24 protein-coding genes are annotated in these 23854 nt (G+C 72.2%); 18 read left to right on the forward strand and 6 right to left on the reverse strand.

What is annotated here, in order from left to right:
- Positions 1-84: 84 nt before the first annotated feature.
- Positions 85-906: a thioredoxin domain-containing protein gene (locus AC0IY1_RS21555; RefSeq protein WP_471772282.1), complete on the reverse strand. Its 822-nt coding sequence runs from the start codon at positions 904-906 to the stop codon at positions 85-87.
- Between the two features lie 424 nt (positions 907-1330).
- On the opposite strand from AC0IY1_RS21555, the gene AC0IY1_RS21560 reads away from it, so the two are divergent.
- The 10 genes from AC0IY1_RS21560 (at position 1331) to AC0IY1_RS21605 (ending at position 12840) form a co-directional block, all read left to right on the forward strand.
- A complete protein-coding gene (locus tag AC0IY1_RS21560) occupies positions 1331-1990 on the forward strand; it encodes a cytochrome c3 family protein (RefSeq protein ID WP_055951607.1) in 660 nt (219 codons plus the stop codon).
- Positions 1990-5025 (forward strand): TAT-variant-translocated molybdopterin oxidoreductase, encoded by a 3036-nt coding sequence (locus tag AC0IY1_RS21565; RefSeq protein ID WP_471772284.1) that lies wholly within the window; start codon positions 1990-1992, stop codon positions 5023-5025. The genes AC0IY1_RS21560 and AC0IY1_RS21565 overlap by 1 nt, the downstream gene beginning before the upstream one ends.
- Positions 5026-5031: 6 nt before the next feature.
- A complete protein-coding gene (locus AC0IY1_RS21570; protein ID WP_471772285.1) occupies positions 5032-7038 on the forward strand; it encodes a quinol:electron acceptor oxidoreductase subunit ActD in 2007 nt (668 codons plus the stop codon).
- A complete protein-coding gene (locus AC0IY1_RS21575) occupies positions 7035-7601 on the forward strand; it encodes a c-type cytochrome (protein WP_471772287.1) in 567 nt (188 codons plus the stop codon). Before AC0IY1_RS21570 ends, AC0IY1_RS21575 begins: the two co-directional genes overlap by 4 nt.
- Positions 7598-8590: a hypothetical protein gene (locus AC0IY1_RS21580; RefSeq protein ID WP_471772289.1), complete on the forward strand. Its 993-nt coding sequence runs from the start codon at positions 7598-7600 to the stop codon at positions 8588-8590. Before AC0IY1_RS21575 ends, AC0IY1_RS21580 begins: the two co-directional genes overlap by 4 nt.
- Complete coding sequence (locus AC0IY1_RS21585; protein WP_471772291.1) at positions 8587-9129, forward strand: hypothetical protein; 543 nt, start codon at positions 8587-8589, stop codon at positions 9127-9129. Before AC0IY1_RS21580 ends, AC0IY1_RS21585 begins: the two co-directional genes overlap by 4 nt.
- Positions 9126-10154, forward strand: a complete 1029-nt coding sequence (coxB, locus tag AC0IY1_RS21590) for a cytochrome c oxidase subunit II (RefSeq protein WP_471772293.1) — start codon at positions 9126-9128, stop codon at positions 10152-10154. Before AC0IY1_RS21585 ends, coxB begins: the two co-directional genes overlap by 4 nt.
- Entirely contained in the window at positions 10151-11830 is a 1680-nt protein-coding gene (locus AC0IY1_RS21595) for a cytochrome c oxidase subunit I (protein ID WP_055951626.1), read from the forward strand. Before coxB ends, AC0IY1_RS21595 begins: the two co-directional genes overlap by 4 nt.
- Positions 11827-12504 (forward strand): cytochrome c oxidase subunit 3, encoded by a 678-nt coding sequence (locus tag AC0IY1_RS21600; RefSeq protein ID WP_245436483.1) that lies wholly within the window; start codon positions 11827-11829, stop codon positions 12502-12504. The genes AC0IY1_RS21595 and AC0IY1_RS21600 overlap by 4 nt, the downstream gene beginning before the upstream one ends.
- 93 nt (positions 12505-12597) lie before the next feature.
- The gene (locus AC0IY1_RS21605; RefSeq protein WP_245436481.1) at positions 12598-12840 is read left to right on the forward strand and encodes a cytochrome C oxidase subunit IV family protein; all 243 of its coding nucleotides are present in this window, start codon (positions 12598-12600) and stop codon (positions 12838-12840) included.
- Between the two features lie 132 nt (positions 12841-12972).
- Here AC0IY1_RS21605 and AC0IY1_RS21610 read toward each other — a convergent pair whose 3' ends face one another.
- From AC0IY1_RS21610 to madL, 4 genes are all read right to left on the reverse strand, one after another.
- Positions 12973-13239 carry a hypothetical protein gene (locus AC0IY1_RS21610; protein WP_055951634.1) on the reverse strand — a complete coding sequence of 89 codons (267 nt, stop codon included), beginning with the start codon at positions 13237-13239 and terminating at the stop codon, positions 12973-12975.
- Positions 13240-13437: 198 nt separating this feature from the next.
- Complete coding sequence (locus tag AC0IY1_RS21615; protein WP_055951752.1) at positions 13438-14121, reverse strand: GntR family transcriptional regulator; 684 nt, start codon at positions 14119-14121, stop codon at positions 13438-13440.
- Between the two features lie 53 nt (positions 14122-14174).
- The gene (madM, locus tag AC0IY1_RS21620) at positions 14175-14939 is read right to left on the reverse strand and encodes a malonate transporter subunit MadM (protein ID WP_055951637.1); all 765 of its coding nucleotides are present in this window, start codon (positions 14937-14939) and stop codon (positions 14175-14177) included.
- Positions 14940-14943: 4 nt separating this feature from the next.
- Positions 14944-15408, reverse strand: coding sequence for a malonate transporter subunit MadL (madL, locus tag AC0IY1_RS21625; RefSeq protein ID WP_471772296.1), 465 nt, complete (start codon positions 15406-15408; stop codon positions 14944-14946).
- Positions 15409-15630: 222 nt separating this feature from the next.
- Between madL and mdcA the strand changes: the two genes are divergently transcribed.
- Genes mdcA through AC0IY1_RS21665 form a run of 8 tightly spaced genes read left to right on the forward strand, consistent with a single transcriptional unit; the run spans position 15631 to position 22795 of the window.
- Positions 15631-17277 (forward strand): malonate decarboxylase subunit alpha, encoded by a 1647-nt coding sequence (gene mdcA, locus AC0IY1_RS21630; RefSeq protein WP_471772297.1) that lies wholly within the window; start codon positions 15631-15633, stop codon positions 17275-17277.
- Between the two features lie 13 nt (positions 17278-17290).
- Positions 17291-17602 carry a malonate decarboxylase acyl carrier protein gene (gene mdcC / locus AC0IY1_RS21635; RefSeq protein ID WP_055951647.1) on the forward strand — a complete coding sequence of 104 codons (312 nt, stop codon included), beginning with the start codon at positions 17291-17293 and terminating at the stop codon, positions 17600-17602.
- Positions 17602-18534, forward strand: coding sequence for a biotin-independent malonate decarboxylase subunit beta (locus AC0IY1_RS21640; protein WP_103711840.1), 933 nt, complete (start codon positions 17602-17604; stop codon positions 18532-18534). The genes mdcC and AC0IY1_RS21640 overlap by 1 nt, the downstream gene beginning before the upstream one ends.
- 1 nt (position 18535) lies before the next feature.
- The gene (gene mdcE, locus AC0IY1_RS21645; RefSeq protein ID WP_471772381.1) at positions 18536-19294 is read left to right on the forward strand and encodes a biotin-independent malonate decarboxylase subunit gamma; all 759 of its coding nucleotides are present in this window, start codon (positions 18536-18538) and stop codon (positions 19292-19294) included.
- Positions 19287-19946 (forward strand): malonate decarboxylase holo-[acyl-carrier-protein] synthase, encoded by a 660-nt coding sequence (gene mdcG, locus AC0IY1_RS21650; protein ID WP_471772300.1) that lies wholly within the window; start codon positions 19287-19289, stop codon positions 19944-19946. Before mdcE ends, mdcG begins: the two co-directional genes overlap by 8 nt.
- A 9-nt stretch (positions 19947-19955) precedes the next feature.
- Positions 19956-20828 (forward strand): triphosphoribosyl-dephospho-CoA synthase MdcB, encoded by an 873-nt coding sequence (gene mdcB / locus AC0IY1_RS21655; RefSeq protein WP_471772302.1) that lies wholly within the window; start codon positions 19956-19958, stop codon positions 20826-20828.
- A gap of 13 nt (positions 20829-20841) precedes the next feature.
- Positions 20842-21765, forward strand: a complete 924-nt coding sequence (locus tag AC0IY1_RS21660) for an acyltransferase domain-containing protein (RefSeq protein WP_471772304.1) — start codon at positions 20842-20844, stop codon at positions 21763-21765.
- A 25-nt stretch (positions 21766-21790) separates the two neighbouring features.
- Positions 21791-22795, forward strand: a complete 1005-nt coding sequence (locus tag AC0IY1_RS21665; protein ID WP_471772306.1) for an aldo/keto reductase — start codon at positions 21791-21793, stop codon at positions 22793-22795.
- A gap of 87 nt (positions 22796-22882) precedes the next feature.
- Here the strand turns inward: AC0IY1_RS21665 and denD are convergent, their stop codons facing one another.
- Entirely contained in the window at positions 22883-23842 is a 960-nt protein-coding gene (denD, locus tag AC0IY1_RS21670) for a D-erythronate dehydrogenase (RefSeq protein WP_103711835.1), read from the reverse strand.
- Positions 23843-23854 lie beyond the last annotated feature (12 nt).

Genomic DNA, 23854 nt, shown 5'->3' on the forward strand with positions numbered 1-23854 from the left:
CACAGGTTCAAATCCTGTCCCCGCAACCAAACCCAAACGCCGAGAGGCCCGTCGCGCAACACACGCGACGGGCCTCTTCGCGTTCTAGGATCCGGCCGCGCCCCGGCCGCGTCGATGCAGCAGGAACACGCCCAAGGCGATCGCCAGCACCGTTGTGGCTGCGGCGAGGCTGAGGATTCGTTCGATCAAGGGCGTGTAGATCCCCCGGACGGCGTCGTACCCGTAGCAGAGCAGGGTGAGCCGATCGGCCAGCGTGCTGCCCCGCCCCTCCCCCGCCTCGATCAGGGCGAGGCGCAGGTCGCGGCCGTTCAGCGCCAGGGGCGACAGGATGCGGGCGACGCGCCCCTCGGGCGTCAGCAGGATCGCGGCGGCCGGATGGGCGATGCTGTCGGTATCCCGGTCGACCACGAAGCGGTAGCCGAGCGCCGCCGTGAGGGCGGCGACGGCCGGTGCCGCGCCGACGAGCGCCCGGGCCGCCGAGACGCTGGCTTCCGAGACGCCCGCCTTTGAACGTCCGCCTCCGTCGTCGTGCAGCATCCGCCGGGCTGCCGCGACGTCGTCCCGTGGATCGAGACCCACCAGGACGAAACTGACGTCGCGGCCGGGGGCGAGGCCGGTCGCCGCGAGGGCCGCGCCGGTCATCGCCAGCATCGGGTCGCAGACATTGGCGCAGGTGTAGTCGACCGGCAGGAGCAGGGCCGCCCGTTCCCCCAGGGCCGTACCCAGGGTGGTCGGTCCGCTCTCCGCATCGGTGAAGGCAAGCCCGAGCGGCACCCGGGCGTCGGAGGCCGGCGTGACGCCGACGCGCGCGAGGTCGTTCTGCGCCAGACGCGCCAGCCCGGCTCCGGGCAGCGTTGCGAGTCCCGCGAGGCCGAGCAGGAGGGCCGCCGGCCAGCTTTGCCTCATCCGGATCGCGCGCCTGCGGCTGCCCTGTCGCATGGGTCCTCTCATGCCCGATTCCGGGCCGGGGCGCAGCCCGCAATGGCGCCGCACGGGACCGGAATCACGCGGCTCGCGAACATCCCGGCTCGCGAACTCTTGGATCGTGAACTGTTGGATCGCGAACTCTTGGATCGCGAACTCTTGGATCGCGAAGTTTTGGGTCGCGCCGATCCGTCTCCTGGGGCAACGCTGTCCGGCGCGGCGGGTGTTCCGTTCGGCCGGTGCGGCGCCGGCCCGGGCTGGATTCGCATCCCGCGGGATGAGAGGCCGGACTGAACCGTAGCCGTCAGATCGCGGTTATCGAGACGGACCGGGAGAAGCGAGTGCGGATGAGACGACCCCGTGACATCCCGAGCCTGATGCTGCGTACCGGCGGGCGCCGCGCCTGATGGCGCAACTCTTCGCGCCCGGCGCCGACGCGCTCCTGCGCCTGGCCCTCCTCTCCGGGGCCGCCCTGATCGCCGGCGGGGCCGTGCTGGTGGCCGGGATCGCGCGTTCGGACTACGTCACCGGCGTGGGGATCGCCCCGGCCCAGCCGGTCCCCTTCAGCCACAAGCACCATTCGGGCGAACTCGGCATCGATTGCCGCTACTGCCACACCACGGTGGAGACGCAGGCCACGGCCGGGCTGCCGCCGACCCAGACCTGCATGACCTGCCATTCGCAGATCTGGACCGGCTCCGACATGTTGAAGCCCGTGCGCGACAGCTACGCCAGCGGCGAGCCCCTGCGCTGGGTTCGCCTGAACAAGCTGCCGCAATACGTCTACTACAATCACTCCGTTCACGTGACGAAGGGGATCGGCTGCTCCACCTGCCACGGGGACGTCACCACCATGCAGATGACCTACCGGGCCAACGCCTTCGAGATGCAGTTCTGCCTCGACTGCCACCAGGCGCCCGAACGCTGGGTGCGCACGCCGGACCAGGTCTGGAACATGAACTGGAGCCCGCCGGCCAACCAAGCGACCCTCGGGCCGCAACTCGTGGCGAAGAACCACATCCACGGGGGCGACCGGCTCCTCGAATGCGGGATCTGTCACCGCTGATGGCTCAGGACCTCGATCTCCCGCAGCTGCGCCGGCGCCTCGCCTCCGGCGACGGCCCCGCCTTCTGGCGCAGCCTCGATGCGCTGGCCGGGACGGAGGCGTTCCAGGCCTATCTGCGAACCGAATTCCCCGGGGCCGTGCCCCTGGCGCAGGGGCCGGAGCGACGCGGCTTCCTCAAGCTGATGGCGGCCTCCTTCGCCCTTGCCGGGCTCTCGGCCTGCGATGCCTTCGACGGGCGAGGGCGCGAGGTGCCCTACGTGGTGCAGCCCGAGCGGATCGTCGCCGGTGCTCCCCTGGTCTACGCCACCTCGGCCCTGTTCGACGGCTTCGCGAACGGCATCCAGGTCACCACGCGCAACGGCCGTCCCCTGAAGGTCGAGGGCAACCCGGACCATCCCTGGAGCCGGGGCGGTACCGACGTGCTGGGCCAGGCCTCGGTGCTCGGGCTCTACGACCCCTTCCGCAGCCAGGCGGTGCAGCATCTCGGGCGGCCCGCCGCCTGGTCGGCCTTCCGCGGCGCCCTGCTGGCGCGCCTCGCGGCCCTGCGCGAGACGGGCGGTGCGGGCTTCCATCTCCTCACCGGGCCGGTCACGTCGCCCGCGCTGGCCGCCGAGATCGATCGGCTGCGGTCGGCCTATCCGGGCCTGCGCTGGCACGTCTCGCAGACGGTGCCGCGGGACGGGCTCTATGACGGCGCGCGGCAGGCCTATGGCCGGCCCCTGGAAACCCAGTTCCGGTTCGAGGCCGCCCGCACTCTGGTCAGCCTCGACGGCGACTTCCTCGACGTCGGGCCGGGCCAGGTCGGGCTGTCCCGCCGCTGGATCGACGCGCGCCGGGCCGCGCAGGCCGAGGGCCGCTTCCTCACCCTGCACGCGGCGGCGCCGACCCCGGGGCTGACCAGCGTCAAGGCCGACCACACCCTGGCGGCCGGCTCGGACGACCTGGCGCGCCTGGCCGCGGATCTCCTGCGGATCGCCGAGGGCGCACCCCCCCAGCCGGTGGCCGAGACCGCGGACGGGCCGAGGGCGGCGTGGCTCCGGCGGGCCGGCGCGGCGCTGCTGGCCGCGCGGGGCCGGGGTCTCGTCACCGCCGGCATCGGCCAGCCGGCTGCGGTGCACGCCCTGGTTCACCGCATCAACGGCGCCCTGGGCAACACCGGCACCACGGTGGTGCACACCGTGCCCGTTCCGGTGAGCGGGGCCGAGGACGTGTCCGCCCTGACCGAGGCGATGGTCGGAGGGCGCGTCGGCACCCTGCTGATGCTCGGGGTCAACCCGGTTTACGAGGGCTCGGGCGAGCTCGCCTTCGCCGAGCACCTGGCCCGGGTACCGTTCAAGATCCATGCGGGGACGTATTTCGACGAGACCGCCGCCCATGCCGACTGGCACCTGCCGCTCGCGCACCCGCTGGAGAGCTGGGGCGATGCCCGCTCCCTCGACGGCACCGTGGGGCTGATCCAGCCGACCGTCGCCCCGCTCTATGGCGGACGCTCGGCCCACGAGATCCTGACCCTGTTCGGCTCCGAAAGTCCCGAGCCGGAGACCCCCGCACAGGAAGGACCCGAGCGGGGGCTCGGATTGCTGAAGCGCCAGTGGCGCCGTCCCGGCGAGGACGCCGCCGCCTTCGAGGCCCGGTTCGCCGAAGCCCTGCACCTCGGCTTCCTGCCGGACACCGCCCTGCCCATGGAGAGCGTGGCGCTGACCGGGCGGGTCGCGGACCCCGTGCCGGCCTCCGCCGCGGAGGATCGGGCCGCCGCGGACCGCATCGAGGCGGTCTTCCGGCCCGACCCCTGCGTCTGGGACGGGGCCTCGGCCGATCTCGGCTGGCTGCAGGAACTGCCCAAGCCCCTGACCAAGGTGGTCTGGGAGAACGTCGTCGCGGTGAGCCCGCGCCTCGCCGAGCGCCTGCACCTCGTCACCGGCGACGTCGTGGCGGTGGAGGCGAACGGCCGGCGCCTCGAGGGCGCGGCCTGGATCCTGCCGGGCCAGGCCGCGCACACCGTGACCCTCACCCTCGGCTACGGCCGCCGGGTGCCGGACCACCTCGCGCAGGGGCTCGGCTACGACGCCCAGGCCCTGCGGCCCGCCGCCACGCCCTATCGCCTGCCCGACGTCACCCTGACGAAGACCGGCCGCCGCGCCAGGCCCGTGACCACGCAGGATCTCGGCACCATGCAGGGACACGACTTCGTGCGCGTCCAGGCCCTGGGGGCTCCGAGCGTCGGCGACCCGCCGGGCGCGGTGGTGCCGTCGTTCTATGCCGCGCCGCCCTCGGCGGGGCGGGGCGCGGCGTCCGCGGACGAGGGCGCACGCGCCGGCCGGGCCTGGGGCATGGTCATCGACCTCGATGCCTGCATCGGCTGCAATGCCTGCCTCACGGCCTGCCAGTCCGAGAACAACATCCCGGTGGTGGGGCGCGAGGAGGTCGCGCGCGGGCGCTGGATGAACTGGCTGCGGGTGGACCGCTACTATGCCGGCGACCTCGACGCGCCCGACACGCATTTCCAGCCGGTGCCCTGCATGCATTGCGAGGCGGCGCCCTGCGAGCTCGGATGCCCGGTGGAGGCGACGGTGCACGACAGCGAGGGCCTGAACCTGCAGGTCTACAACCGCTGCATCGGCACCCGCACCTGCCAGAGCTACTGCCCCTACAAGGTCCGGCGCTTCAACTACCTCGACTACACCGGCGGCATGGCGCCCGTGGCGCAGCAGCAGCGCAACCCCGACGTCACCGTGCGGGCGCGCGGCGTGATGGAGAAGTGTACCTACTGCCTCCAGCGCATCGCCGGGGCGCGCATCGACGCGGCCAAGGACGCCCACGCGCCGATCCCGGACGGGACGGTGGAGACCGCCTGCCAGGGAGCCTGCCCGACTCGCGCCATCGTGTTCGGCGACCTCTCGGATTCCAGCAGCAAGGTCGCGGCGGCGCGCCGGGACCCGCGCAACTACGCGCTGCTCGGCGAGCTCAACACCCGGCCGCGCACCACCTACCTCGCGAGCCTGGCGCCCGGCGCCGAGCCGGGCCGGGAGGGCTGAGGCGCCATGGCCGGAGCCGTGCTCACCCCCGACACCCCGACCCGCCCCGGCGGAATCGGACGCGCCGTCTCCGATGCGGCCCTGCACGACCCCCTCGGCCGGCGCTGGTGGATCGCCTTCGCGGCGGCCTCCGGGCTCTTGGCCCTGTTCTTCGGGGTGATCCTGTACCTGCTCTTCACCGGCGTCGGCATCTGGAACAACAACAACGCCGTCGTCTGGGCCCTCGACATCGCCTCCTACGACTGGTGGATCGGCATCGCCTGCGGCAGCCTCGCCCTGGCCGGTACCCTGCGCCTGACGGGGACGTCACGGGAGGCCGCGTTCGGGCGCGGGGCGATCAGCCGCCTGGCCGAGGCCAATGCCCTGCTGTGCACGATCGCGGCCGGGCTCTACCCGATCATCCATCTCGGGCGGCCGTGGTTCTTCTACTGGAACCTGCCCTACCCCAACACCCTCGGCCTGTGGCCGCAATTCCGCTCGCCCCTGGTCTGGGACGCCATCGACATCGTCAGCTTCCTCGTGGTCACGGTGAGCCTCTGGTACGTCGGGCTCCTGCCGGACCTCGCGACCCTGCGCGACCGGGCCTTCGCGGAGGCGCAGGCGACGTCCGAGCGCGCCGGGCGGCCGCGGCGCTGGCCGATGCTGCGGGCGCAGGCCTACGGGATCGCCGCCGCCGGCTGGCGCGGCTCCGCCTCCCACTGGCAGCTCTGGGCGCAGGCCTATCGCATCATCGCCCTGCTCGGCATCCTGCTCGTGGTCTCGCTCCAGACCGGAGCCTCGGTGATGCTGGCGGGCTCCGTTCTGCCGGGCTGGCACGACACCATCCTGCCCGTCACCTTCCTGGTGAACGCCGTCTTCTCCGGGGTCGCCGTCATCGCCGCCCTGGCGATGCTGGTCCGCTCGGTCTACCGCCTCGAGGCCGTCGTCACCCTGCGCCATGCCGAGATCCTGGCCCGGCTCCTGCTCGGCCTCGGGCTCGCCAGCCTCTACGGCTACGCGGCCGAGCTCCTCTCGGGCTTCCTGCACGGCGACGCCTACGCACGCGCCACCCTGGTGCGCCGGTTCACCGGCCCCCATGCCTGGGCGGCCTGGGCGGTGCTGACCTGTGCCCTGCTGCCGGTCCAGCTGTTCTGGTGGGCGCGGTTCCGGCGCTCGCCCCTGGCCCTGGCCCTCGTCGGCGGCCTCGTGGCGGTGGGTGCCTATGCCGACCACGTCATGGTGCTGGTGGTGACGCTGTCGCACGACTTCCTGCCCTCCTCCGCCCTCGACTACCGGGTCGGGCTCTGGGGCCTCGCCACCTTCGCCGGGTCCGTGGGGATGTTCCTCGTCCTGCTGCTCCTGTTCCTGCGCGCCCTGCCGGTGGCCTCGCTCAGCGACCTGCGCCGTCAGGCGGACCCGGGCGACGGCCCGGCTCAGGCACAGGCCAGGGCGGACGCCCCCGCGCCCGATGCCGGCACGCCGATCTGGGCGGTCAGCGCGGAATTCGCGACGCAGGACCAGCTCGCCGCCGCGATGCGGGCGCTCGCCCGGCGCCATCCCAGCCGCGGCGGGAACGTCCGCCTCGACGCCTTCGGCCCGGTGCCGATGGCCGATGCCCTGAAGACCCTCGGCCGCCACAACCGCTCGGTCCTGCCCTACGCCCTCGGCGCGGCCCTCGCCGGCGGGGCCGCCTTCTACGGGATGTGCGTCTACGCCACCGCGTACGGCTACGTCCTCGACGTGGGCGGACGTCCGCGCTTCTCCTGGCCCTCCTTCGTGGTGCCGAGCGTCTCCTTCGCGATAATGAGCGGGACGCTCGCCGTGCATGCGGTGCTCCTGTTCGTGAACCGCCTGCCGCGCCTCAACCATCCGGCCTTCAACATCCCGGGCTTCGGGCGGGTCACCCAGGACCGCTACTTCCTGGCCGCCGAAGCGCGCGGCCCGGATTTCGATGCCGACCGCATCGTGCGCCAGCTCGCCGCCCTGCCCGAGGGGGCCGGGCGGCCGCTCGCGATCGCGCGGGTGCCGCGATGAGGCGCCGGTTCCACCGCCTCCCCGTCCAGCTGCCCGGCCTGGGGCTGCTCCTGGCGCTCGTCGGCTGCGGCGAGGCGAACATGCACGACCAGGCCAAGGCCAAGAGCTGGGACGCCAACCGCTTCTTCCCCCAGGGCATGACCATGCGCGCGCCCGTGACCGGCACCGTACCCCGCACCGACCCAGCGCGCTTCGTGCCGCGCCCCGCCGTCATCGACGCGGCCCTGCTGGACCGGGGCCGGGAGCGCTACGGCATCGCCTGCACGCCCTGCCACGGCCGCAGCGGCGACGGCCGGGGCATGATCGTGGCGCGCGGCTTTCCGGCGGCGCCGTCCTTCGCGGACGAGCGCCTGAGGTCGGCGCGGTCCGACCGGCTCTACGCCGCGATCACGGAAGGCCACGGGGCGATGTTTCCCATGGGGGCGCAGGTGGCACCGGCCGACCGCTGGGCCATCGTCGCCTATCTCCGGGTCCTGCAGCTGAGCCAGGGCGCCGACGTGGCGAGCCTGCCGGCGGAGGACCAGGCCAGGCTGCGGGACGGCGCGATGCGGGCGGCCCGATGACCGCCGCCCGCCCCCTGCTCCGCCTCGCTGCCGGTCTGGCCGCCCTCGCCTTCGCGGTCCTCCTCGGCGACTGGCAGGCCGGCTACCTGGCGGCCTGGCTCACGCTCCTGGCCCTGCCCCTCGGCGCCCTCCCCCTGGTCGCCGGGCTCGACGCCCTGGCGCCGGAGCGGTTCGCGATCCTGCGCCCCGCCCTGGTCGGCGGCCTGCGCCTGATGCCCGTGGCGGCCCTGCTGGCCCTGCCCCTGATCGCGGTGGTGCCGGTCCTCTATCCCTTCGCGACGGGAACCCCCGCCGCGACCCCGTTGGCGGCGATCTGGACGACGCCGCCGTTCCTCGCCGCCCGCCTCGTGGCGGCCCTCGCCCTCTGGCTCTGGCTCGGCCGCCGGGCCGCGGCGGGACGGGGGCCGGCCGCCCTCGTGCTCGGACTCCACGCCGTGCTGGCGACGCTGGTGAGCTTCGACCTGATCACCGCCCTCGACCCGCGCCTCGGCTCCAGCCTGATCGGGCTCCTGATGCTGGTGGCCTGGAGCGGCGCGGCCCTGGCCGCCGCCCTCCTGGTCACGCGCCGGCCCGAGGCCGGGCTGCTGCCCCTGGCCCTGCTGACGGCGACATGGGCCTTCCTGCACTTCGTGCAGTTCCTCGTGGTCTGGTCGGCCAACCTGCCCGCCGAAGTGTCGTGGTACCTCGCCCGCGGCGGCCTGCTCGGGCGGGGCTTGAGCCTCGCGGGCGGGACCGCCGCCCTGCTCGCCGCCGCCCTCACCCTGCGTCCCGGCCCGTGGACGACGCGGGCGGTGGCGGCTTTGACCCTGGCGGTCCACGCCGGCGAGATGGCCTGGCTCGTCACGCCGGCCGCGCGGGGCGCCTTCGTGGTCACGGGGCCGGACGTCCTGGCCGGGCTCGGCGTCGCCGCCGTCGCCGCCGGCCTCGCCCCGATGCTGGCGCCGCTCCTGGCGCGCCGCGCCCCGATGGACGCAAAGGTCGCCGCATGAGCCCGCCCGAGGCCCCGCGCCGCTCCAGTCTCGCCCTCGTCCCGGCGATCCTCGCCGGCCTGATCCTGCGCCGAACGGGCGCGGTGCCGCCGTCCGCCGCGGCCACGCCGCAGGATCCGCACGGGGACGACTGGGACTACGAGCGCAGCGACGCCGAGGCCGGCAAGACCGCCTGGGTGATGCTCGGGCTCGCCGGCGCGGTGATCGTCACCATCGGGGCGGTGCTCGCCCTCAACCACCTGGTGCTCGGCCGCCAGCGTGCCGCCCTGCCGCCCCTCACGGCCCAGCAGACCGCCGCGATCCGGCCGCCGCCGCCGAACCTGCAGGCGGACCCTTACGGGGATATCGACGCCAAGGAGGCCGACGAGGCCGGCCGCCTCGCCGGCTACGCCTATCTCGATGCGGACCGCACCCGGGCCCGCATTCCGGTCGACCGGGCCATGGCGCTCATGGCCGGCCGGCCGTTCGACCCGGAGCCCGCCGCACCGGCCCGGGACTCGGCGGAGTCTCCTCAACCCCGGACGGGAACGGCACCATGAAGGCCCAGTCCGCCCTCGCGCTCTGGCCGCCGGCAGCCTCCGCCACGGCGGTGGAGACCGACCACATCATCCTCGGCTTCACGGTGCTGACCCTGCTCCTCACGGTGCCGGTCTTCCTCGCGATCACCTACTTCGCCCTGCGCTACCGCCAGGGCGAGCAGGCCGACCGCAGCACCGACGAGCGCCGCAGCTTCCTCATCGAGATCAGCTGGATGCTGATCCCCTACGTGCTGACGCTGTTCTTCTTCGGCTGGGGGGCGAAGCTCTTCATCGCCTCCCGGCATCCGCCGCCGGACGCCATGGTGGTGGAGGCCGTGGGCCGGCAGTGGATGTGGAAGTTCCAGCACCCCACCGGCCAGTCCGAGATCAACGACCTGCACCTGCCCGTCGACCAGCCGGTCCGGATCCGCATCACCAGCCAGGACGTGATCCACGCGCTCTACCTGCCGGCCCTGCGCCTGCAGATCGCCGCCCTCCCCGACCGGACGACGGAGATCTGGTTCAAGGCCGACCGCACCGGAACCTACCGGCTCTACTGCTCGGAATATTGCGGCACCGACCACTCGGTCATGGACGGCAACCTCACGCTGATGACCCAGGCCGAGTACCAGGAGTGGCTGACCCATGGGGGGGCGCAGCAATCGAACCTGGCGGCGGGCCGGGTGATCTACGAAGCCTACGGCTGCGCCGGCTGCCACGACGGCGCCGTCGCGGGCGTGAAGGCGCCCAGCCTCGTCGGCCTCTACGGCCGCCCGGTCCACCTCGCCGACGGCCGCACGCTCACGGCGGACGCGGACTACATCCGCGCCAAGATCCTCAACCCCAACGAGAACCGGCTCGCCGGCGACGGTGAAGGCGAGGGTGGCGGCCAGGGTGGCGGCAAGGGCAGCGGCAAGGGCAGCGGCAAGGCCGGCTACAAGCAGGTGATGCCGAGCTTTCGCGGGGTGATCCCGGCCGACGATCTCGACCGCCTCGTCGGATACCTGAAAGCCTACGACCGCGTCGCGGAAGGAGCCCCCCGATGAGCAGCGCCGGCACCCTGCACGGCGACGCCGCCGCGCGCGATCCCCACACGCCGTTGCCGACCCTCGACCGGCCGGACGACTACCTCCATGCCCAGTCCACCCTGCGCTCGTGGTTCCTCACCACCGACCACAAGCGCATCGCGCTCCTGTACCTCGCCAGCATCACCGCCTTCTTCGTCATCGGCGCGGTGGCGGCCGGCTTCGTGCGCCTCGCCCTGGTCGTCCCCGACGGCGCGATCATGACCAACGACACCTACAACAAGGCCTTCACCATCCACGGGGTGGTGATGGTGTGGTTCTTCCTCATCCCGTCGATCCCGGCGACCTTCGGCAACTTCCTGATCCCGCTGATGATCGGGGCCAAGGATCTCGCCTTCCCGAAGCTCAACCTGACGAGCTGGTACATCTTCATGACGGGGGCGCTGTTCACCCTGGTGGCGGTGGTGCTGGGCGGCGTCGATACCGGCTGGACCTTCTACGCGCCGCTCTCCACGGCCTTCTCGAACACCTGGGTGCTGCCGGCCCTGATCGGCGTCACCATCGTGGGCTTCTCCTCGATCCTGACGGGGCTCAACTTCGTCGTCACCATCCACACGATGCGGGCGCCCGGCATGACCTGGTTCCGGCTGCCGATCTTCGTCTGGACGCACTACGCCACGAGCCTGATCTTCCTGCTCGCGACCCCCGTCATCACCCTGGCGCTGATCCTGCTCATCGCCGAGCGCGCCTTCCACGTGGGCGTGTTCGACCCGGCCTATGGCGGCGACCCGGTGCTGTTCCAGCACCTGTTCTGGTTCTACTCGCACCCGGCCGTCTACATCATGGTGCTGCCGGGCATGGGCGTGATCTCCGAGATCGTGCCGGCCTTCGCCCAGAAGAAGCTCTTCGGCTACCGCTTCGTCGCCTACGCGGCCATCGGCCTGGCCTCCGTGACGTTCTTCGTCTGGGGCCACCACATGTTCGTCAACGGGCAGAGCGACCTGGCCTCCCTCGCCTTCTCGGCCCTCTCCTTCGCGGTGGCGGTGCCCTCAGCGGTGAAGGTCTACAACTGGACCGCCACGATCCATAAGGGCAGCCTACGCCTCGACACCCCGATGCTGTACGCCATGGGGTATATCGGCCTGTTCGTGCTCGGCGGGCTGACGGGGCTCTATCTCGCGACGCTGGCCATCAACCAGCACATCCACGCCACCTACTTCGTGGTGGCGCATTTCCACTACATCATGGTCGGCGGCACGGTGCTGGCCTTCCTCGGCGGGCTGCACTTCTGGTGGCCGAAGATCACCGGGCGGATGTACAGCGAGCCCTGGGGCCGGATCTCCGCGCTGTTCATCTTCATCGGGTTCAACGTCACCTTCTTCCCGCAATTCATCCTCGGCTACCTCGGGATGCCGCGGCGCTACGCGACCTACCCGCCGGAATTCCAGCTCCTCAACGTGCTGTCCTCCGCGGGCTCGACGATCCTGGCGGCCGGCTACCTCTTCCCGATGGTCTATCTCGTCTATTCCCTCTGGTTCGGACGCCGGGCGAGCGCGAACCCCTGGGACGCCAAGGGGCTGGAATGGGAGACCGCCTCCCCGCCCCCGCCCCACAACTTCGCGGGCGTGCCGCAGGTGCCGAAGGTCCCGTACGACTACCCGATCCAGGCCCCCGAGACCGGGAGCCACCACACGTGAGCGCCGATGCCACCGGTGCGAACCCCGCCGCCGACCCCGTCGGCGTCACCCGCGCCGAGCACTTCGCCACGGTCGGTCAGCAGCGCCACGCCGCGACGCTGGGCATGTGGGCGTGGCTGCTGACGGAACTGCTGCTCTTCGCCGGGCTGTTCCTCACCGCGCTGATCCTGCGTCTGCTCCACCCGGAGGCGGTGCAGGCGGCGGCCGGCCATCTCAAGTTCTGGATCGGGGCCACCAACACCGTGGTGCTGCTCTGCTCCAGCCTGACCATGTCGGCGGCCATCGAGCTCTCGCGACTGGGCTGGCAGCGGATGATGGTCGGCTGCCTGCTCGCCACGGCGAGCCTCGGGGCGCTGTTCCTGATGCTGAAGGGCTACGAGTACTACGCCGACTACGAGGAGCACATGATGCCCTTCCTGGCCCGCCGGCCCTACGCCCTGGCCGAGCAGCCGGCGACGCGGCTCTTCGTCAACCTCTACTACGTGGCGACCGCACTCCACGCCCTGCACCTGTTCACCGGCATCGCCATCCTGCTCGGCATCACCTGGAAGGCGTCGCGTCCGGGCTTCCTGCAGCGGCACCAGAACTGGATCGAGGTCTACGGCCTGTACTGGCACTTCATCGACCTGATCTGGATCATCGCCTTTCCGGTCCTCTACGTGGTCAACCGGTAGGAGGCGGCGCTGCGCAATCCCCTGCATGCCCTCTCCCTCCATGGCCTCGGCCCCGCCGACCGCGCGCTCCTTCGGCGTCGCCTGCGCACGCCGGTGCGCACCTTCCTGGCGCTGCTGGCGCTGCTCGCCGTGAACGTGGCGCTCGGGGCGACGCGACCGTTCGAGCAGGTCTGGCTCGTCGAGCTCGCGGTGGTCGCCGTCATGGCGGCGATCATCATCCTGGTCTCGATGGAGGTCCGCCACGAGCCGCCCCTGGTGCGCCTGTTCGCGGGGGTCGGGTTCTTCTGGGTCGCGATCCTGTTCGGGATGACGCTGACCGATTACCTCGCGCGCTGAGCCGCGGGCGCCGGACCTCGCGACGCAGGACAACGGCGGGGCTCGCGCCCCGCCGTTGTCCGCTCGGGTGGGTCTCGGCCCCGGACCGGTGCGCCGTGCGCGCCGGCCCTCGGCCGTGGCCCCAGGGCCGCCTCAGTAGGCCGGGCCGCCCGAGGTGGTGCCGTAATTGGCGGTGGGCTTGTTGTTCTGCTCGGCGTTGCCGGCCTTGGCCGAATCGTCCGCGCGGCGGGTGATCGAACCGGTGGTCACGTCATCGAAGGCACCGACGACGCGGCTGCCGGGCGCGGCGGTGACGGGGATGCCGGCCGGGGCGTTGTAGCTCTGCGCGAGGGCGGACGAGACGGGAGCGCTGAGGGTCAGGACCAGGGCAGCGGCGGCGGAAGCAAGACGAGTCTTCATGGTCGTGGTATCCAGATGTACAGGTCCGGTCTCCGTCAAACATTCGAGGATCACGTCCAGGATGTCCGGGGGCCGTTCTTCTTGGTACGATCTCGATATACGACGCACGCGTTCGGGACGGTGTGCGCTGCAACACGCGATGCATGCGCTCGGCGCATTTCTTCCGGGAAATACCCTCTCCCCTATGCGTGTGCTGCATCACACATCGGAGTGGGCGTCGATGTAATGGCGCAGGGCGCTGGCCGCATTCAGCATGTGGGCGCGCATGCGCCGGGCGGCGGCCTCGCCGTCGCCCTCGGCGATCGCCGCCAGGATGGCCCCGTGCTCCGCGCGCGAGCCCTGGATGCGGTCCCCGTGGCGCAGCTGCGTCCGGCGGAAGCCCGAGAGGCGGGTGCGCAGGGCCAGCGCCTGCTCCTTGAGGAAGCCGTTATGCGTGGCGCCGTAGAGGGCCTCGTGGAAGCTGCGGTTCAGGGTGTCGTAGGCGTCGACGTCCCCGGCCGCGACCATGTCGCCGGAGCGCGCATGCAGGTCCATCAGGTGGCTGCGCTCCAGGGGCGTCATCCGGTAGGTGGCGAGCCGGACGCACATCGCCTCGAACTCGGCGGTGGTCTCGAACATGTCCATGATCCGCTCGGGCGTCATGCGTGTGACCACGACCCCCCGGCGCGGGCGCAGCTCCACCAATCCGTTGAAGGCGAGCTGGCGCAGGGCCTCGCGGACGGGCGTGCGGGAGGCGCCGAAGCGGTCGGCGAGGTCCTGCTCGTCGAGGGCGGTGCCGGCGGCGAGGCGGCCGGCCGCGATCTCGTCGGTGAGCGCGTTGCGGATCTGGTCCGACAGGAGCCCGCGCTCCGCCACCGGTTCGTCCATCGCACCCTCGTCCATCATCCGCTCTCCCCCGGCTCGCTCCCTGCCCAGGACGTGCGAGACCCCATCCGTCATCCCACGATGGCCCGAACCGTGAGGTAGAACAGCGAGGGACCGACGAGACAGCCGATTCCGGTGTGGAAGGTCGCCGTCAGGGCGCCGTAGGGCACGAGCTTCGGGTCGGTTGCGGCCAGGCCCCCGGCGACGCCGCTCACCGTGCCCATCAGGCCGCCGAACGCCATGGCCGAGCGCGGATTGTCGAGGCCGATGAGCTTGGCCACCAGGGGCGTGCCGACCATGACCATCACGGCCTTGGTGACGCCGGTGGCGATGGAGAGCGCCATCACGGCCGAGTCCGCGCCGAGCGCCGCCCCCGTCACCGGCCCGACGATGTAGGTCACGGCCCCCGCGCCGATCGTCGTGATGCTGACGGCGTCGGTGTAGCCGAAGGCCACCGCCGTCAGGGCGCCGACGATGAAGGGGATCACGGTGCCGAGGGCCAGGGCCAGGACGCCGAGGAGCCCGGCGCGGCGGGCTTCCACCACGTCGACCTCGAAGGCGGTGGCCACGATGGCGAAGTCCCGCAGCATCGCCCCGCCCATCAGGCCGATCCCGGCGAAGACCGGCAGGTCGGCGACGCCCTTCTTGCCGCCGGTGTAGAGGCCGGCGACGTAGGCGAGCCCCAGCCCGAGGACGATGGCGATGGCCGAGCCGTGAACCCGGCCGGCGGTGAGGCGGCGGCTGGCGAAATTCGAGACCAGCATCAGGGCACCGACCACCGCGAAGGCGGCCACCAGGCTCTGCTCGACGAAGACGTGTTCGATCATGTGCAGCATGGGATCACGCCTTCCCGACGGAGTGGGGCGGCGCGACGGGCGCCGCGTCGTCGTCGTCGAGGTCGCCGCCGATCACCGCGCCGCCGTGGCGGATCTGGGCGTCCTCCGCCGGCTCCGGCCGACCGAAGCGGCCGAGCAGGGCGACGCAGGCGAAGCAGAGCAGCAGCGAGACCGTGGCGGCGATGAGCACGATGGGGCCGCCGCGCACGGCCGCCACCACGTTCTGCTGCGCGGCCATCGCCACCACGATGGGGATGTACATGGTCGACCAGAACGCGACCCCGAGCTTCACCCCGTGTCCGAGCTGGCCGCGCGCGAGGAGCCAGGACCGCGCGGCGATGAGCAGAATCATGGCGAGGCCGACCCCGCCGACATTGGCCTTCACCCCGAGGGCGACGCCCAGCAGGTCCCCGAGGAAGACCCCGATCAGGGTGCAGAGCGCGAGCAGTGCGACGCCGAAGATGGTCATCGGGCAGCCTCGCGCGTTGTCGGACATGAGCTTCGGGCGGCCTGGCGCATGGGACGTCACTCCTGTGTATTCCGTGATTCGTTTTTGATTGTCGTCAGTATACAAGCGATTGACATGAACGCAATTTGGAATACTGATTACCCATGAAAACGGTAATTGGCATTCCATTGGGTGCCGATCGGGCTGGGCGGTATACACGGCCGTGACGAGGGAGCGGATCGGATGATGGATTGGCATCAGGAACGCACCGCCCGCGACGCGCGCCTCGCACGAGCGCGGCTGCACGCCGACGGAAAGGTCGTGCCGGCGGCCCGGGTCGTCCATCTCCTGGAGGCGATCCTCCAGCCCGGCGACCGCGTCTGCCTCGAAGGCGACAACCAGAAGCAGGCTGACTGCCTCGCCCGGGGCCTCAGCGGCTGCGACCCGGCCCGGGTCCACGACCTGCACATGGTGCAGTCGGGGATCGTCTTGCCTGAGCACCTCGACATCTTCGAGCAGGGCATCGCCCGGCGGCTCGACTACTCGTATTCGGGTCCCCAGGGCGGCCGCATCGCCAAGATGCTCTATGGTGGCCAGATCGAGCTCGGGGCGGTGCACACCTACCTCGAGCTCTTCGCCCGCTACTTCATCGACCTGACGCCGAACGTGGCCCTGATCGCCGGCGTCTCGGCCGACCGGGACGGTAACCTCTATACGGGGCCCAACACCGAGGACACGCCCACCGTGGTGGAGGCGACCGCCTTCAAGAACGGCGTGGTGGTGGCGCAGGTGAACGAGATCGTCGACCGGGTGCCCCGCGTCGACATTCCCGGCGACCGGGTCGACTTCGTGGTCGAGGCCGACACCCCGTTCTACGTCGAGCCGCTCTTCACCCGCGACCCCGGCGCCGTGACCGAGACGCAGATCCTGATGGCCATGATGGCGATCAAGGGCATCTACGCCGAATACGGCATCCGCCGCCTCAACCACGGCATCGGCTTCGGCACGGCGGCGATCGAACTGCTGCTCCCGACCTATGCCGAGCGCCTCGGCCTGAAGGGCCAGATTGCGACCCATTGGGCGCTCAACCCGCATCCAAGCCTGATCCCGGCCATCGAATCCGGGTGGGTGAAGCAGATCCACTGCTTCGGCTCCGAGGTGGGCATGGACAAGTACATCCGCGCCCGGCCGGACGTGTTCTTCACGGGTTCCGACGGGTCCCTGCGCTCGAACCGCGCCTTCTGCCAGACGGCGGGCCTCTATGCCTGCGACCTGTTCATCGGCTCGACCCTGCAGATCGACCTGCAGGGGCATTCCTCCACCGTGACGACGAACCGCGTCGCAGGCTTCGGCGGCGCGCCGAACATGGGCTCGGACCCGCACGGGCGGCGCCACCCCTCCGATACCTGGATGAAGGCGGGGCAGGAGGCCGGCGGCACGGGCGACCCGGCCCTGCGGCGCGGGCGCAAGCTCGTGGTGCAACTCGTCGAGACCTTCGGCGACAAGCTGGTGCCGGCCTTCGTGGAGCGGCTCGACGCCCTCGAACTCGCGCGCAAGCTCAACCTCGAACTCGCCCCCGTGATGGTCTACGCCGACGACGTCACCCACATCGTCACCGAGGAGGGCATCGCCAACCTGCTGCTGTGCCGGACCTTGGACGAGCGGGAGCAGGCGATCCGCGGGGTGGCCGGCTACACCGATGTGGGCCGGGGGCGCGACCACGCCGAGGTGGAGCGCCTACGTGCCCGCGGCATTATCCGAAGGCCGGAGGATCTCGGCATCGAGCCCCTCGACGCCGACCGGTCGCTGCTGGCCGCGCGTTCGATCAAGGACCTCGTGCACTGGTCGGGCGGCCTCTACGAGCCGCCGGCCAAGTTCCGGAACTGGTGAGGGATTTCGCGTCATGGAGAAGCTGAGCTTCCGCCACACCACCCGGACGGCGCTCCCCGGCACGCGGGCCAGCGCGATCACCGGGGTCGTCGCCTCCGGCAACCTCGAAGTGCTGCTGGAGCGCAACCTGGCGCCCGACGCCTGCCACGTGGAGATCGACACCGCCATCAAGGGCTACGCCGAGGTCTGGGCCGCGGTGGTGGCGGACTTCGTGGCCCGGCGGCAGCCCGGCGGGCTGACCATCACCATCAACGACGGGGGCGCCCGCCCCGACACCGTGTCCCTGCGCCTCGCCCAGGGCGCCCGCCTGATGGAGCTGCCGTGATGGACTGGAAGCCGGTCGCCCTCTCCGCCGAGCCCCGCGACCAGAGCTGGTACGAGGCGAGCGCCCGCGCCCGCCTCGCCGGCCTCCTCGACGTGGACACCTTCCAGGAATTCATCGGCCCCGAGCAGCGGCAGATGAGCCCGCACCTGCCGCTCTTCGCCCTGCCCCGCGCCTTCGACGACGGCATGATCGTCGGACGCGGGCGCCTCGACGGCCGGGACGTGCTGGCCGCCGCCCAGGAAGGCCGCTTCATGGGCGGGGCCTTCGGTGAGATCCACGGCGCCAAGCTCGTCGGCCTGCTGCGGGCCGCCCTCGCCGTGAAGCCCGCCGCCGTGCTGATCCTGTTCGACACCGGAGGCGTGCGCCTGCAGGAGGCCAATGCGGGCGAGACCGCCATCGCGGAGATCATGCGGGCGATCACCCAAGTCCGCGCCGCCGGCATCCCGGTCATCGGTCTCATCGGGGGCCGGGCCGGCTGCTACGGCGGCGGCGGCCTCATCGCCGGCACCTGCGCGCACCTCGTCATCTCCGAGGGGGGACGCCTCAGCGTCTCCGGTCCCGAGGTGATCGAGACCAACAAGGGCGCCGAGGAGTTCGATTCCCGTGACCGGGCCCTCGTCTGGCGCACCATGGGCGGCAAGCACCGGCGCCTCCTCGGCGCGGCGGATGCCTTCGTGGCCGACACGATCGGGGCCTTCCGCGAGGCCGCCCTGGCGGCGATCCCGGAAGCCCCATCCTTCGACCTCGCCACCCTGGAGGCCGAGCAGGCCCGCTTGGAGGCTCGCCTCGAACGCTTCGGCGACACCCGGGACGCCACCGAGATCTGGGGCCGCCTCGGCGTCAACGACCCCGCCGCCGTCCCGAGCCTGACCACCGAGGGTTTCGACGCCCTGCTCGACAGCCTGCCGGAGGGCTCGCACCATGCGCGATAAGATGCCCCTCGACACCCTTCTCGCCTCGCTCTTCCCGGCGGGGCACGCCGTCACGGTGGCGGACGGCCTGATTTCCGGCGAGGGCCCGCTGACCGACGGCCGCCTCGCGGTGATCGGCATCGATGGCGACACCGCGCTCGGACTCGAGGGCGCCTGCTTCCTGGCAGGGTGCGTCCTCGACGTGGTGCGGGCGGGCGGTGGTAGGCCCATCCTCGTCCTCATCGATTCCGACAGTCAGCGCATGAGCCGGCGCGACGAACTCCTCGGCCTCAACGAGTACCTCGCGCATCTCGCCAAGGCGCTGCTGCTGGCCGACGCGCAGGGCCACCCGACCATCGGCCTGCTCTACGGTCACAGCGCGGCCGGTGCCTTCATCGCCACGGCCCTGGCCACCCGCGTACTCGCGGCCCTGCCCGGCGCCCATCCGAGCGTGATGGACCTCCCCTCCGTGGCCCGCGTCACCAAGCTGCCCCTGGAAACGCTGCAGGACATGGCCCGCTCGACCTCGGTCTTCGCGCCCGGACTGGACAACATGGTCCAGACGGGCGCCGTGCAGGCGACCCTCGACCCCGGCGAGCCCCTCGGTCCCCAGATTGCCGCGCTGATCGCGGACAGCCCGGCGGTCGATACCCGCGATGCGCTGGGTCGTGAACGGGGCGGGCGCCCGCTCGCCCACGACATCGCCGCCCAGGTGGTGCGCGAGGCTCAGGTGGTGCGCGGGGCGCAGGACAGGGTGGTGCGCGAGGCGCCGGGTGCATGATCTGGCGCGCCACGACCTCCTCACGGTGGTGCCCGCCGCCTGGGGCCCGCTGCTGGCGCAGCGGCCGGACCTCGACGGGATTCCCCATCTGGCCGATTGGGCCGCGCGCGGCTGGCCGGTGATCGTGCGTCGCCGCGTGCCCGGCGAGGATGGCGCCCTGGTTCCGGCCGGGCTGCCGCTGCCGCCCTCCCTCGGCAAGCGACGCATCGGCTTCGCGCTCCCACCCGCGGCGGTGCGCCCGCGCTCCGGCCTGACCCTGGCCGAGGCACGCGCGGCCGCGCCCGCCACCTGGCAACCCACCCTCGACGCGCTCCTGGCGCACGGGGCCGTCCACGGTCGCGTGCCCCGGGTGTTCGGCAGCCTGCTTTGGCAGGCCCTGACGGGTTTGCCCTACCTCTCCGCCTCCTCCGACCTCGACCTGCTCTGGCCCGGGCCCGTCGGCCCGGCCTTCCTCGCCGGCCTCGCCGACCTCGCGGCGCAGGCGCCGATGGGCCTCGACGGCGAGATCGGCCTTGCCGACGGCTTCGCGGTGAACTGGCGCGAGCTGCAGGCGGCCGGCCCCGGCGACACCATCCTCGCCAAGGGCCTGGGGCGGCTGGAGCTCCGGCCCGTTTCGGCCCTTCGCGGCGCCGCCCTGACGCCGGCGGCCTGAGCCATGCCGATGCGTGCCCTCTCGTTGAGGCCGGCGGCTCTGTCGGAGCTGCGGTTCTTCGCTTCGAGCGTCGGCCGCCCGGACGGTATTGCCCGCCTCGCCACCCAATGCCTGCGTCTGGAACTCGCCACCTATCCCAAGCCTGGCCTCGTCAGCCACGTGGACAGCGGCAGCCATGCCGACATGGATGCGGGCACCTTCCGGGCGAGCGCCTCCGCCCTGGAGCCCTACTTCGTGGAACTCGCCGCGGCCGGCGCTGCGGGCGCAGCGATGGCGCATCTTCGCCGCATCGGGCTGGCGGCGGAGGCGGCGATGCGAGCCGCCACGGGCGGCGTGAACACTCATCGGGGTGCCATCTTCGGCCTCGGCCTCCTCAGCGCCGCGGCCGGCGCCGTGGGGCCTCGCGCCCCGGCCGGCAGTCTCGGCGCCCATGTCCGCGCACGCTACGCCGACGCCATCCTGGACGGGCCCGAGTTGCTGCACGCGCCGGGCGCGCGGGCGCGGCGGCGGCACGGGGTCGGGGGCGCGCCGGCCGAGGCCGCAGCCGGTTTCCCGACCCTCTACGGCACTGGTCTGCCAGCCCTGCGCCGGGCCCGAACCCGGCGCCCCGAATCGCCCGAGGCGGCGCGGGTGGAGGCCTGCCTCGCCTTGATCGCGACCCTCGAGGACACCAACCTCCTGCATCGCGGCGGCCCGGAGGGGTTCGGCTTCGCACGGGCGGAAGCCGCCCGCTTCCTCGCCGCGGGGGGCATCGCGCGGGATGACTGGTTCTCGCACGCGCAAACCCTGCACCGAGCGTTCGTCGCCCGCCGCCTCAGCCCCGGCGGGGCGGCCGACCTGCTGGCCATGACGCTGTTCGTCGACGCCTGGGAGCGACCATGATCGTCGACCGCTCATGACGCTCGCGGTCCTGCTTTCCGGCCAGGGCGGCCAGCATCCCGGGATGTTCGACCTCACCGCCGACCTTCCGGAGGCGCAGGGCCTCTTTGCGGCCGCCACTTCCCTCCTCGGACAGGACCCGCGCGATTTCGTGCGCTCCGGGGAGGACCTGCATACCAACCGCACCGGGCAGATCCTGTGCTGCGTCGCGGGCCTGACCGCCTGGACCCTGGTGCGGAGGGCGCAACCCGCGCGCTCCGTGGTGGTGGGCTACAGCATCGGCGATCTTGCGGCCTTCGGCTGTGCCGGCCTGTTCGCGCCCGAGACGGTGCTGCAGCTCGCCGCCGCCCGTGCCGAGGCGATGGATGCGGCGGCAGGTCCCGGCTACGGCCTCGCCGGCTTGCGCGGCCTGCCCGCCGCGCGGGCCTTCGCCATGGCCGAGGCGCATGGGTGCCATCCGGCGATCCGCAACGCCGCCGACAGCGTGGTGGTGGGCGGTGCCGTCGCGGCCCTGGACGCCCTCTGCACCGAGGCGCTTGCGGCGGGCGCGGCCCGGGCCGTTCGCCTGCCCGTTCACATCCCCTCGCACACGCCGCTGCTCGCGCCAGCCGCCGAGGCCTTCCGCGAACGCCTTCAAGCCGCCCCCCTGGCGACCCCGTCGCGTCCGGCCCCGCGCCTCCTCAGCGGCCTCGATGGAGCGGCGGTGTTCCGGCCGGAGGCGGGCCTGCCCAAGCTCGCCGCACAGGTGGCACGGACCCTGGACTGGGCCGCCTGCCTGGAGGGCGTCGGCGAGTTCGGTGCGACCCGGGTGCTCGAGCTCGGCCCCGGCCACGCTCTCGCCACCATGGCCCGCACGGCCCTGCCCGAGGCGCAGGTTCATGCGTTGGAGGATTTTCGTCGGTCCGACGGTGTGGTCCAATGGATCAGGGACGGGGCTTGAGCCCTAACGGAGTGAAACGCACACGATGCAGTACCGCAATCTCGGCCGCTCGGGCCTCAAGGTCTCGCCGCTCTGCCTCGGCACCATGATGTTCGGCGGCCCTACCGACGAGGCCACCGCCGGCCGCATCATCGACAGCGCCCGGGGCGCCGGCATCAACTTCCTCGACACTGCCGACGTCTATAACGAGGGCCGGTCCGAGGAGGTGGTGGGCCGGGCGATCGCCCGGGACCGCGAGGCCTGGGTGCTCGCCACCAAGGTCGCCAACCCGATGGGGCCGGGCGTCAACGACCGGGGCCTGTCCCGCGCGCATGTGCTGCGCGCCGCCGAGGCCAGCCTCCGGCGGCTCGGCACCGACGTGATCGACATCTACTACCTCCACAAGGAGGACCACTCCACGCCGCTGGCCGAGACCATCGGCGCCATCGCGCTGCTCGTGCGCCAGGGCAAGATCCGCTACTTCGGTGTCTCGAACTACCGCGCCTGGCGGGTCGCCGAGATCTGCCGCCTGTGCGACGACCTCGGCATCGACCGGCCCGTGGTCAGCCAGCCCTACTACAACGCCCTGAACCGGATGCCCGAGACCGAGCATCTCCCGGCCTGCGCCCATTACGGCCTCGGCGTCGTGCCGTACTCGCCCCTCGCGCGCGGCGTGCTCACGGCCAAGTACGACCCCGACGCCCCGCCCCCCGAGGGCACCCGCGCAGGCCGCCAGGACACTCGCATGATGCAGACGGAGTGGCGCCCGGAATCCCTGGTGATCGCCCGGACCTTCCAGGCCCATGCGACCGCACGGGGCCTGACGGCGGGGCAGTTCGCGGTGAACTGGGTGCTGGCCAACCGTACCGTCACCTCGGTCATCGCCGGACCGCGCACCGAGGCGCAGTGGGACGAGTATCTGGGTGCGCTGGGCTACGCCTTCACGGACGAGGACGAGGCCCTCGTCGACGCCCACGTCGTCACCGGCCACCCCTCGACGCCGGGCTACAACGACCCGGCCTACCCGATCGAGGGCCGCCCGCGGGGGTGAGGGCTTCCCGCAGGGACCCGCCCTGAGGCGGCGCGTCTCTCTTCCACACGGGAGAGAGGCGCGCCGTCGCCGACGAGCGTCGGCTTCTCAGCCCTGCGTCTCGGCCAGATGCAGTTCCACCAGCGCGTCGAAGCTCGCGTCGCCCGTGAAGCCCAGTGCGAGGGCGCGGCGCGTGTCGAAGGCCTCCGGCCAGGTCTCGACGATGGCCTGGATCGCCGGGTTCGGCTCGCGCCGGATCAGCGCCACCGCCGCGTCGCCGCCGACCCGGCGCAGGGCCTCGATCTCGTCGGCCACCGTCGCCGAGAGGCCCGGCATGGTGAGGCTGCGGCGCAGGCCCAGGGGGGCAAGGTCGATGCGGGCGGCGTGCAGCAGGTACTCGGTGGCCGAGCGCGGGCTGGCGAACCAGTGGCGCACGGTGTCGGGCACCGGCAGGATCGCCTCCTGGCCGGCCAGCGGCTCGCGGATGATGCCGGAGAAGAACCCGGACGCCGCTTTGTTCGGCTTGCCCGGGCGCACGCAGATCGTGGGCAGGCGCAGGCCGATGCCGTCGAGGAAACCGCGCCGGCTGTAGTCGGCCAGCAGCAGTTCGCCCATGGCCTTCTGGGTGCCGTAGGAGGTGGCCGGCGTCAGGATCATGTCGTCCGGGATGACGCCCGGAAGCGGCGGCCCGAACACCGCCAGCGACGAGGTGAAGACCACGCGCGGGCGATAGCCCTCGGCGACGTGGGCGTGCCGGATCGCGTCGAGAAGCAGGCGCGTCGCGTCGAGGTTGACCCGATAGCCCTTTTCCAGGTCGGCCTCGGCCTCGCCCGAGACGATCGCCGCGAGGTGGAAGATCACGTCCGGCCGGCCGATCAGCGCAGCCTCCGCCGCTCCTGGAGTCGAGAGGTCGGCGGCGGCCGTGACGACGGAGCCGGTGAAGCCAGCGGGCGCCGTCGGCTCCACCACGTCCACCAGGGTGAGAGCCCGGGCATCGCCCTGCGTGGCGAGGGCGTCGGTGAGGCGCCGGCCGATCATGCCGGCGGCGCCGAGGATCAGTGCGTGCATGGGTCGTCTGTC

It is taken from the genome of Methylobacterium sp. AC690, assembly GCF_979256535.1.

What these genes read in the sequence shown, in the direction of transcription:
- AC0IY1_RS21585 (WP_471772291.1), top strand. Translation starts at nt 8,587, where the DNA reads ATGAGCCCGCCCGAGGCCCCGCGCCGCTCCAGTCTCGCCCTCGTCCCG.
- AC0IY1_RS21565 (WP_471772284.1), top strand. Translation starts at nt 1,990, where the DNA reads ATGGCTCAGGACCTCGATCTCCCGCAGCTGCGCCGGCGCCTCGCCTCC.
- denD (WP_103711835.1), bottom strand. Translation starts at nt 23,842, where the DNA reads ATGCACGCACTGATCCTCGGCGCCGCCGGCATGATCGGCCGGCGCCTC.
- madL (WP_471772296.1), bottom strand. Translation starts at nt 15,408, where the DNA reads ATGACCATCTTCGGCGTCGCACTGCTCGCGCTCTGCACCCTGATCGGG.
- AC0IY1_RS21610 (WP_055951634.1), bottom strand. Translation starts at nt 13,239, where the DNA reads ATGAAGACTCGTCTTGCTTCCGCCGCCGCTGCCCTGGTCCTGACCCTC.
- AC0IY1_RS21640 (WP_103711840.1), top strand. Translation starts at nt 17,602, where the DNA reads ATGGACTGGAAGCCGGTCGCCCTCTCCGCCGAGCCCCGCGACCAGAGC.
- AC0IY1_RS21660 (WP_471772304.1), top strand. Translation starts at nt 20,842, where the DNA reads ATGACGCTCGCGGTCCTGCTTTCCGGCCAGGGCGGCCAGCATCCCGGG.
- mdcC (WP_055951647.1), top strand. Translation starts at nt 17,291, where the DNA reads ATGGAGAAGCTGAGCTTCCGCCACACCACCCGGACGGCGCTCCCCGGC.
- AC0IY1_RS21595 (WP_055951626.1), top strand. Translation starts at nt 10,151, where the DNA reads ATGAGCAGCGCCGGCACCCTGCACGGCGACGCCGCCGCGCGCGATCCC.
- AC0IY1_RS21560 (WP_055951607.1), top strand. Translation starts at nt 1,331, where the DNA reads ATGGCGCAACTCTTCGCGCCCGGCGCCGACGCGCTCCTGCGCCTGGCC.
- mdcE (WP_471772381.1), top strand. Translation starts at nt 18,536, where the DNA reads ATGCCCCTCGACACCCTTCTCGCCTCGCTCTTCCCGGCGGGGCACGCC.
- mdcA (WP_471772297.1), top strand. Translation starts at nt 15,631, where the DNA reads ATGATGGATTGGCATCAGGAACGCACCGCCCGCGACGCGCGCCTCGCA.
- AC0IY1_RS21555 (WP_471772282.1), bottom strand. Translation starts at nt 906, where the DNA reads ATGAGGCAAAGCTGGCCGGCGGCCCTCCTGCTCGGCCTCGCGGGACTC.
- AC0IY1_RS21570 (WP_471772285.1), top strand. Translation starts at nt 5,032, where the DNA reads ATGGCCGGAGCCGTGCTCACCCCCGACACCCCGACCCGCCCCGGCGGA.
- coxB (WP_471772293.1), top strand. Translation starts at nt 9,126, where the DNA reads ATGAAGGCCCAGTCCGCCCTCGCGCTCTGGCCGCCGGCAGCCTCCGCC.
- AC0IY1_RS21665 (WP_471772306.1), top strand. Translation starts at nt 21,791, where the DNA reads ATGCAGTACCGCAATCTCGGCCGCTCGGGCCTCAAGGTCTCGCCGCTC.
- madM (WP_055951637.1), bottom strand. Translation starts at nt 14,939, where the DNA reads ATGCTGCACATGATCGAACACGTCTTCGTCGAGCAGAGCCTGGTGGCC.
- mdcB (WP_471772302.1), top strand. Translation starts at nt 19,956, where the DNA reads ATGCGTGCCCTCTCGTTGAGGCCGGCGGCTCTGTCGGAGCTGCGGTTC.
- AC0IY1_RS21575 (WP_471772287.1), top strand. Translation starts at nt 7,035, where the DNA reads ATGAGGCGCCGGTTCCACCGCCTCCCCGTCCAGCTGCCCGGCCTGGGG.
- AC0IY1_RS21615 (WP_055951752.1), bottom strand. Translation starts at nt 14,121, where the DNA reads ATGGACGAGGGTGCGATGGACGAACCGGTGGCGGAGCGCGGGCTCCTG.
- AC0IY1_RS21580 (WP_471772289.1), top strand. Translation starts at nt 7,598, where the DNA reads ATGACCGCCGCCCGCCCCCTGCTCCGCCTCGCTGCCGGTCTGGCCGCC.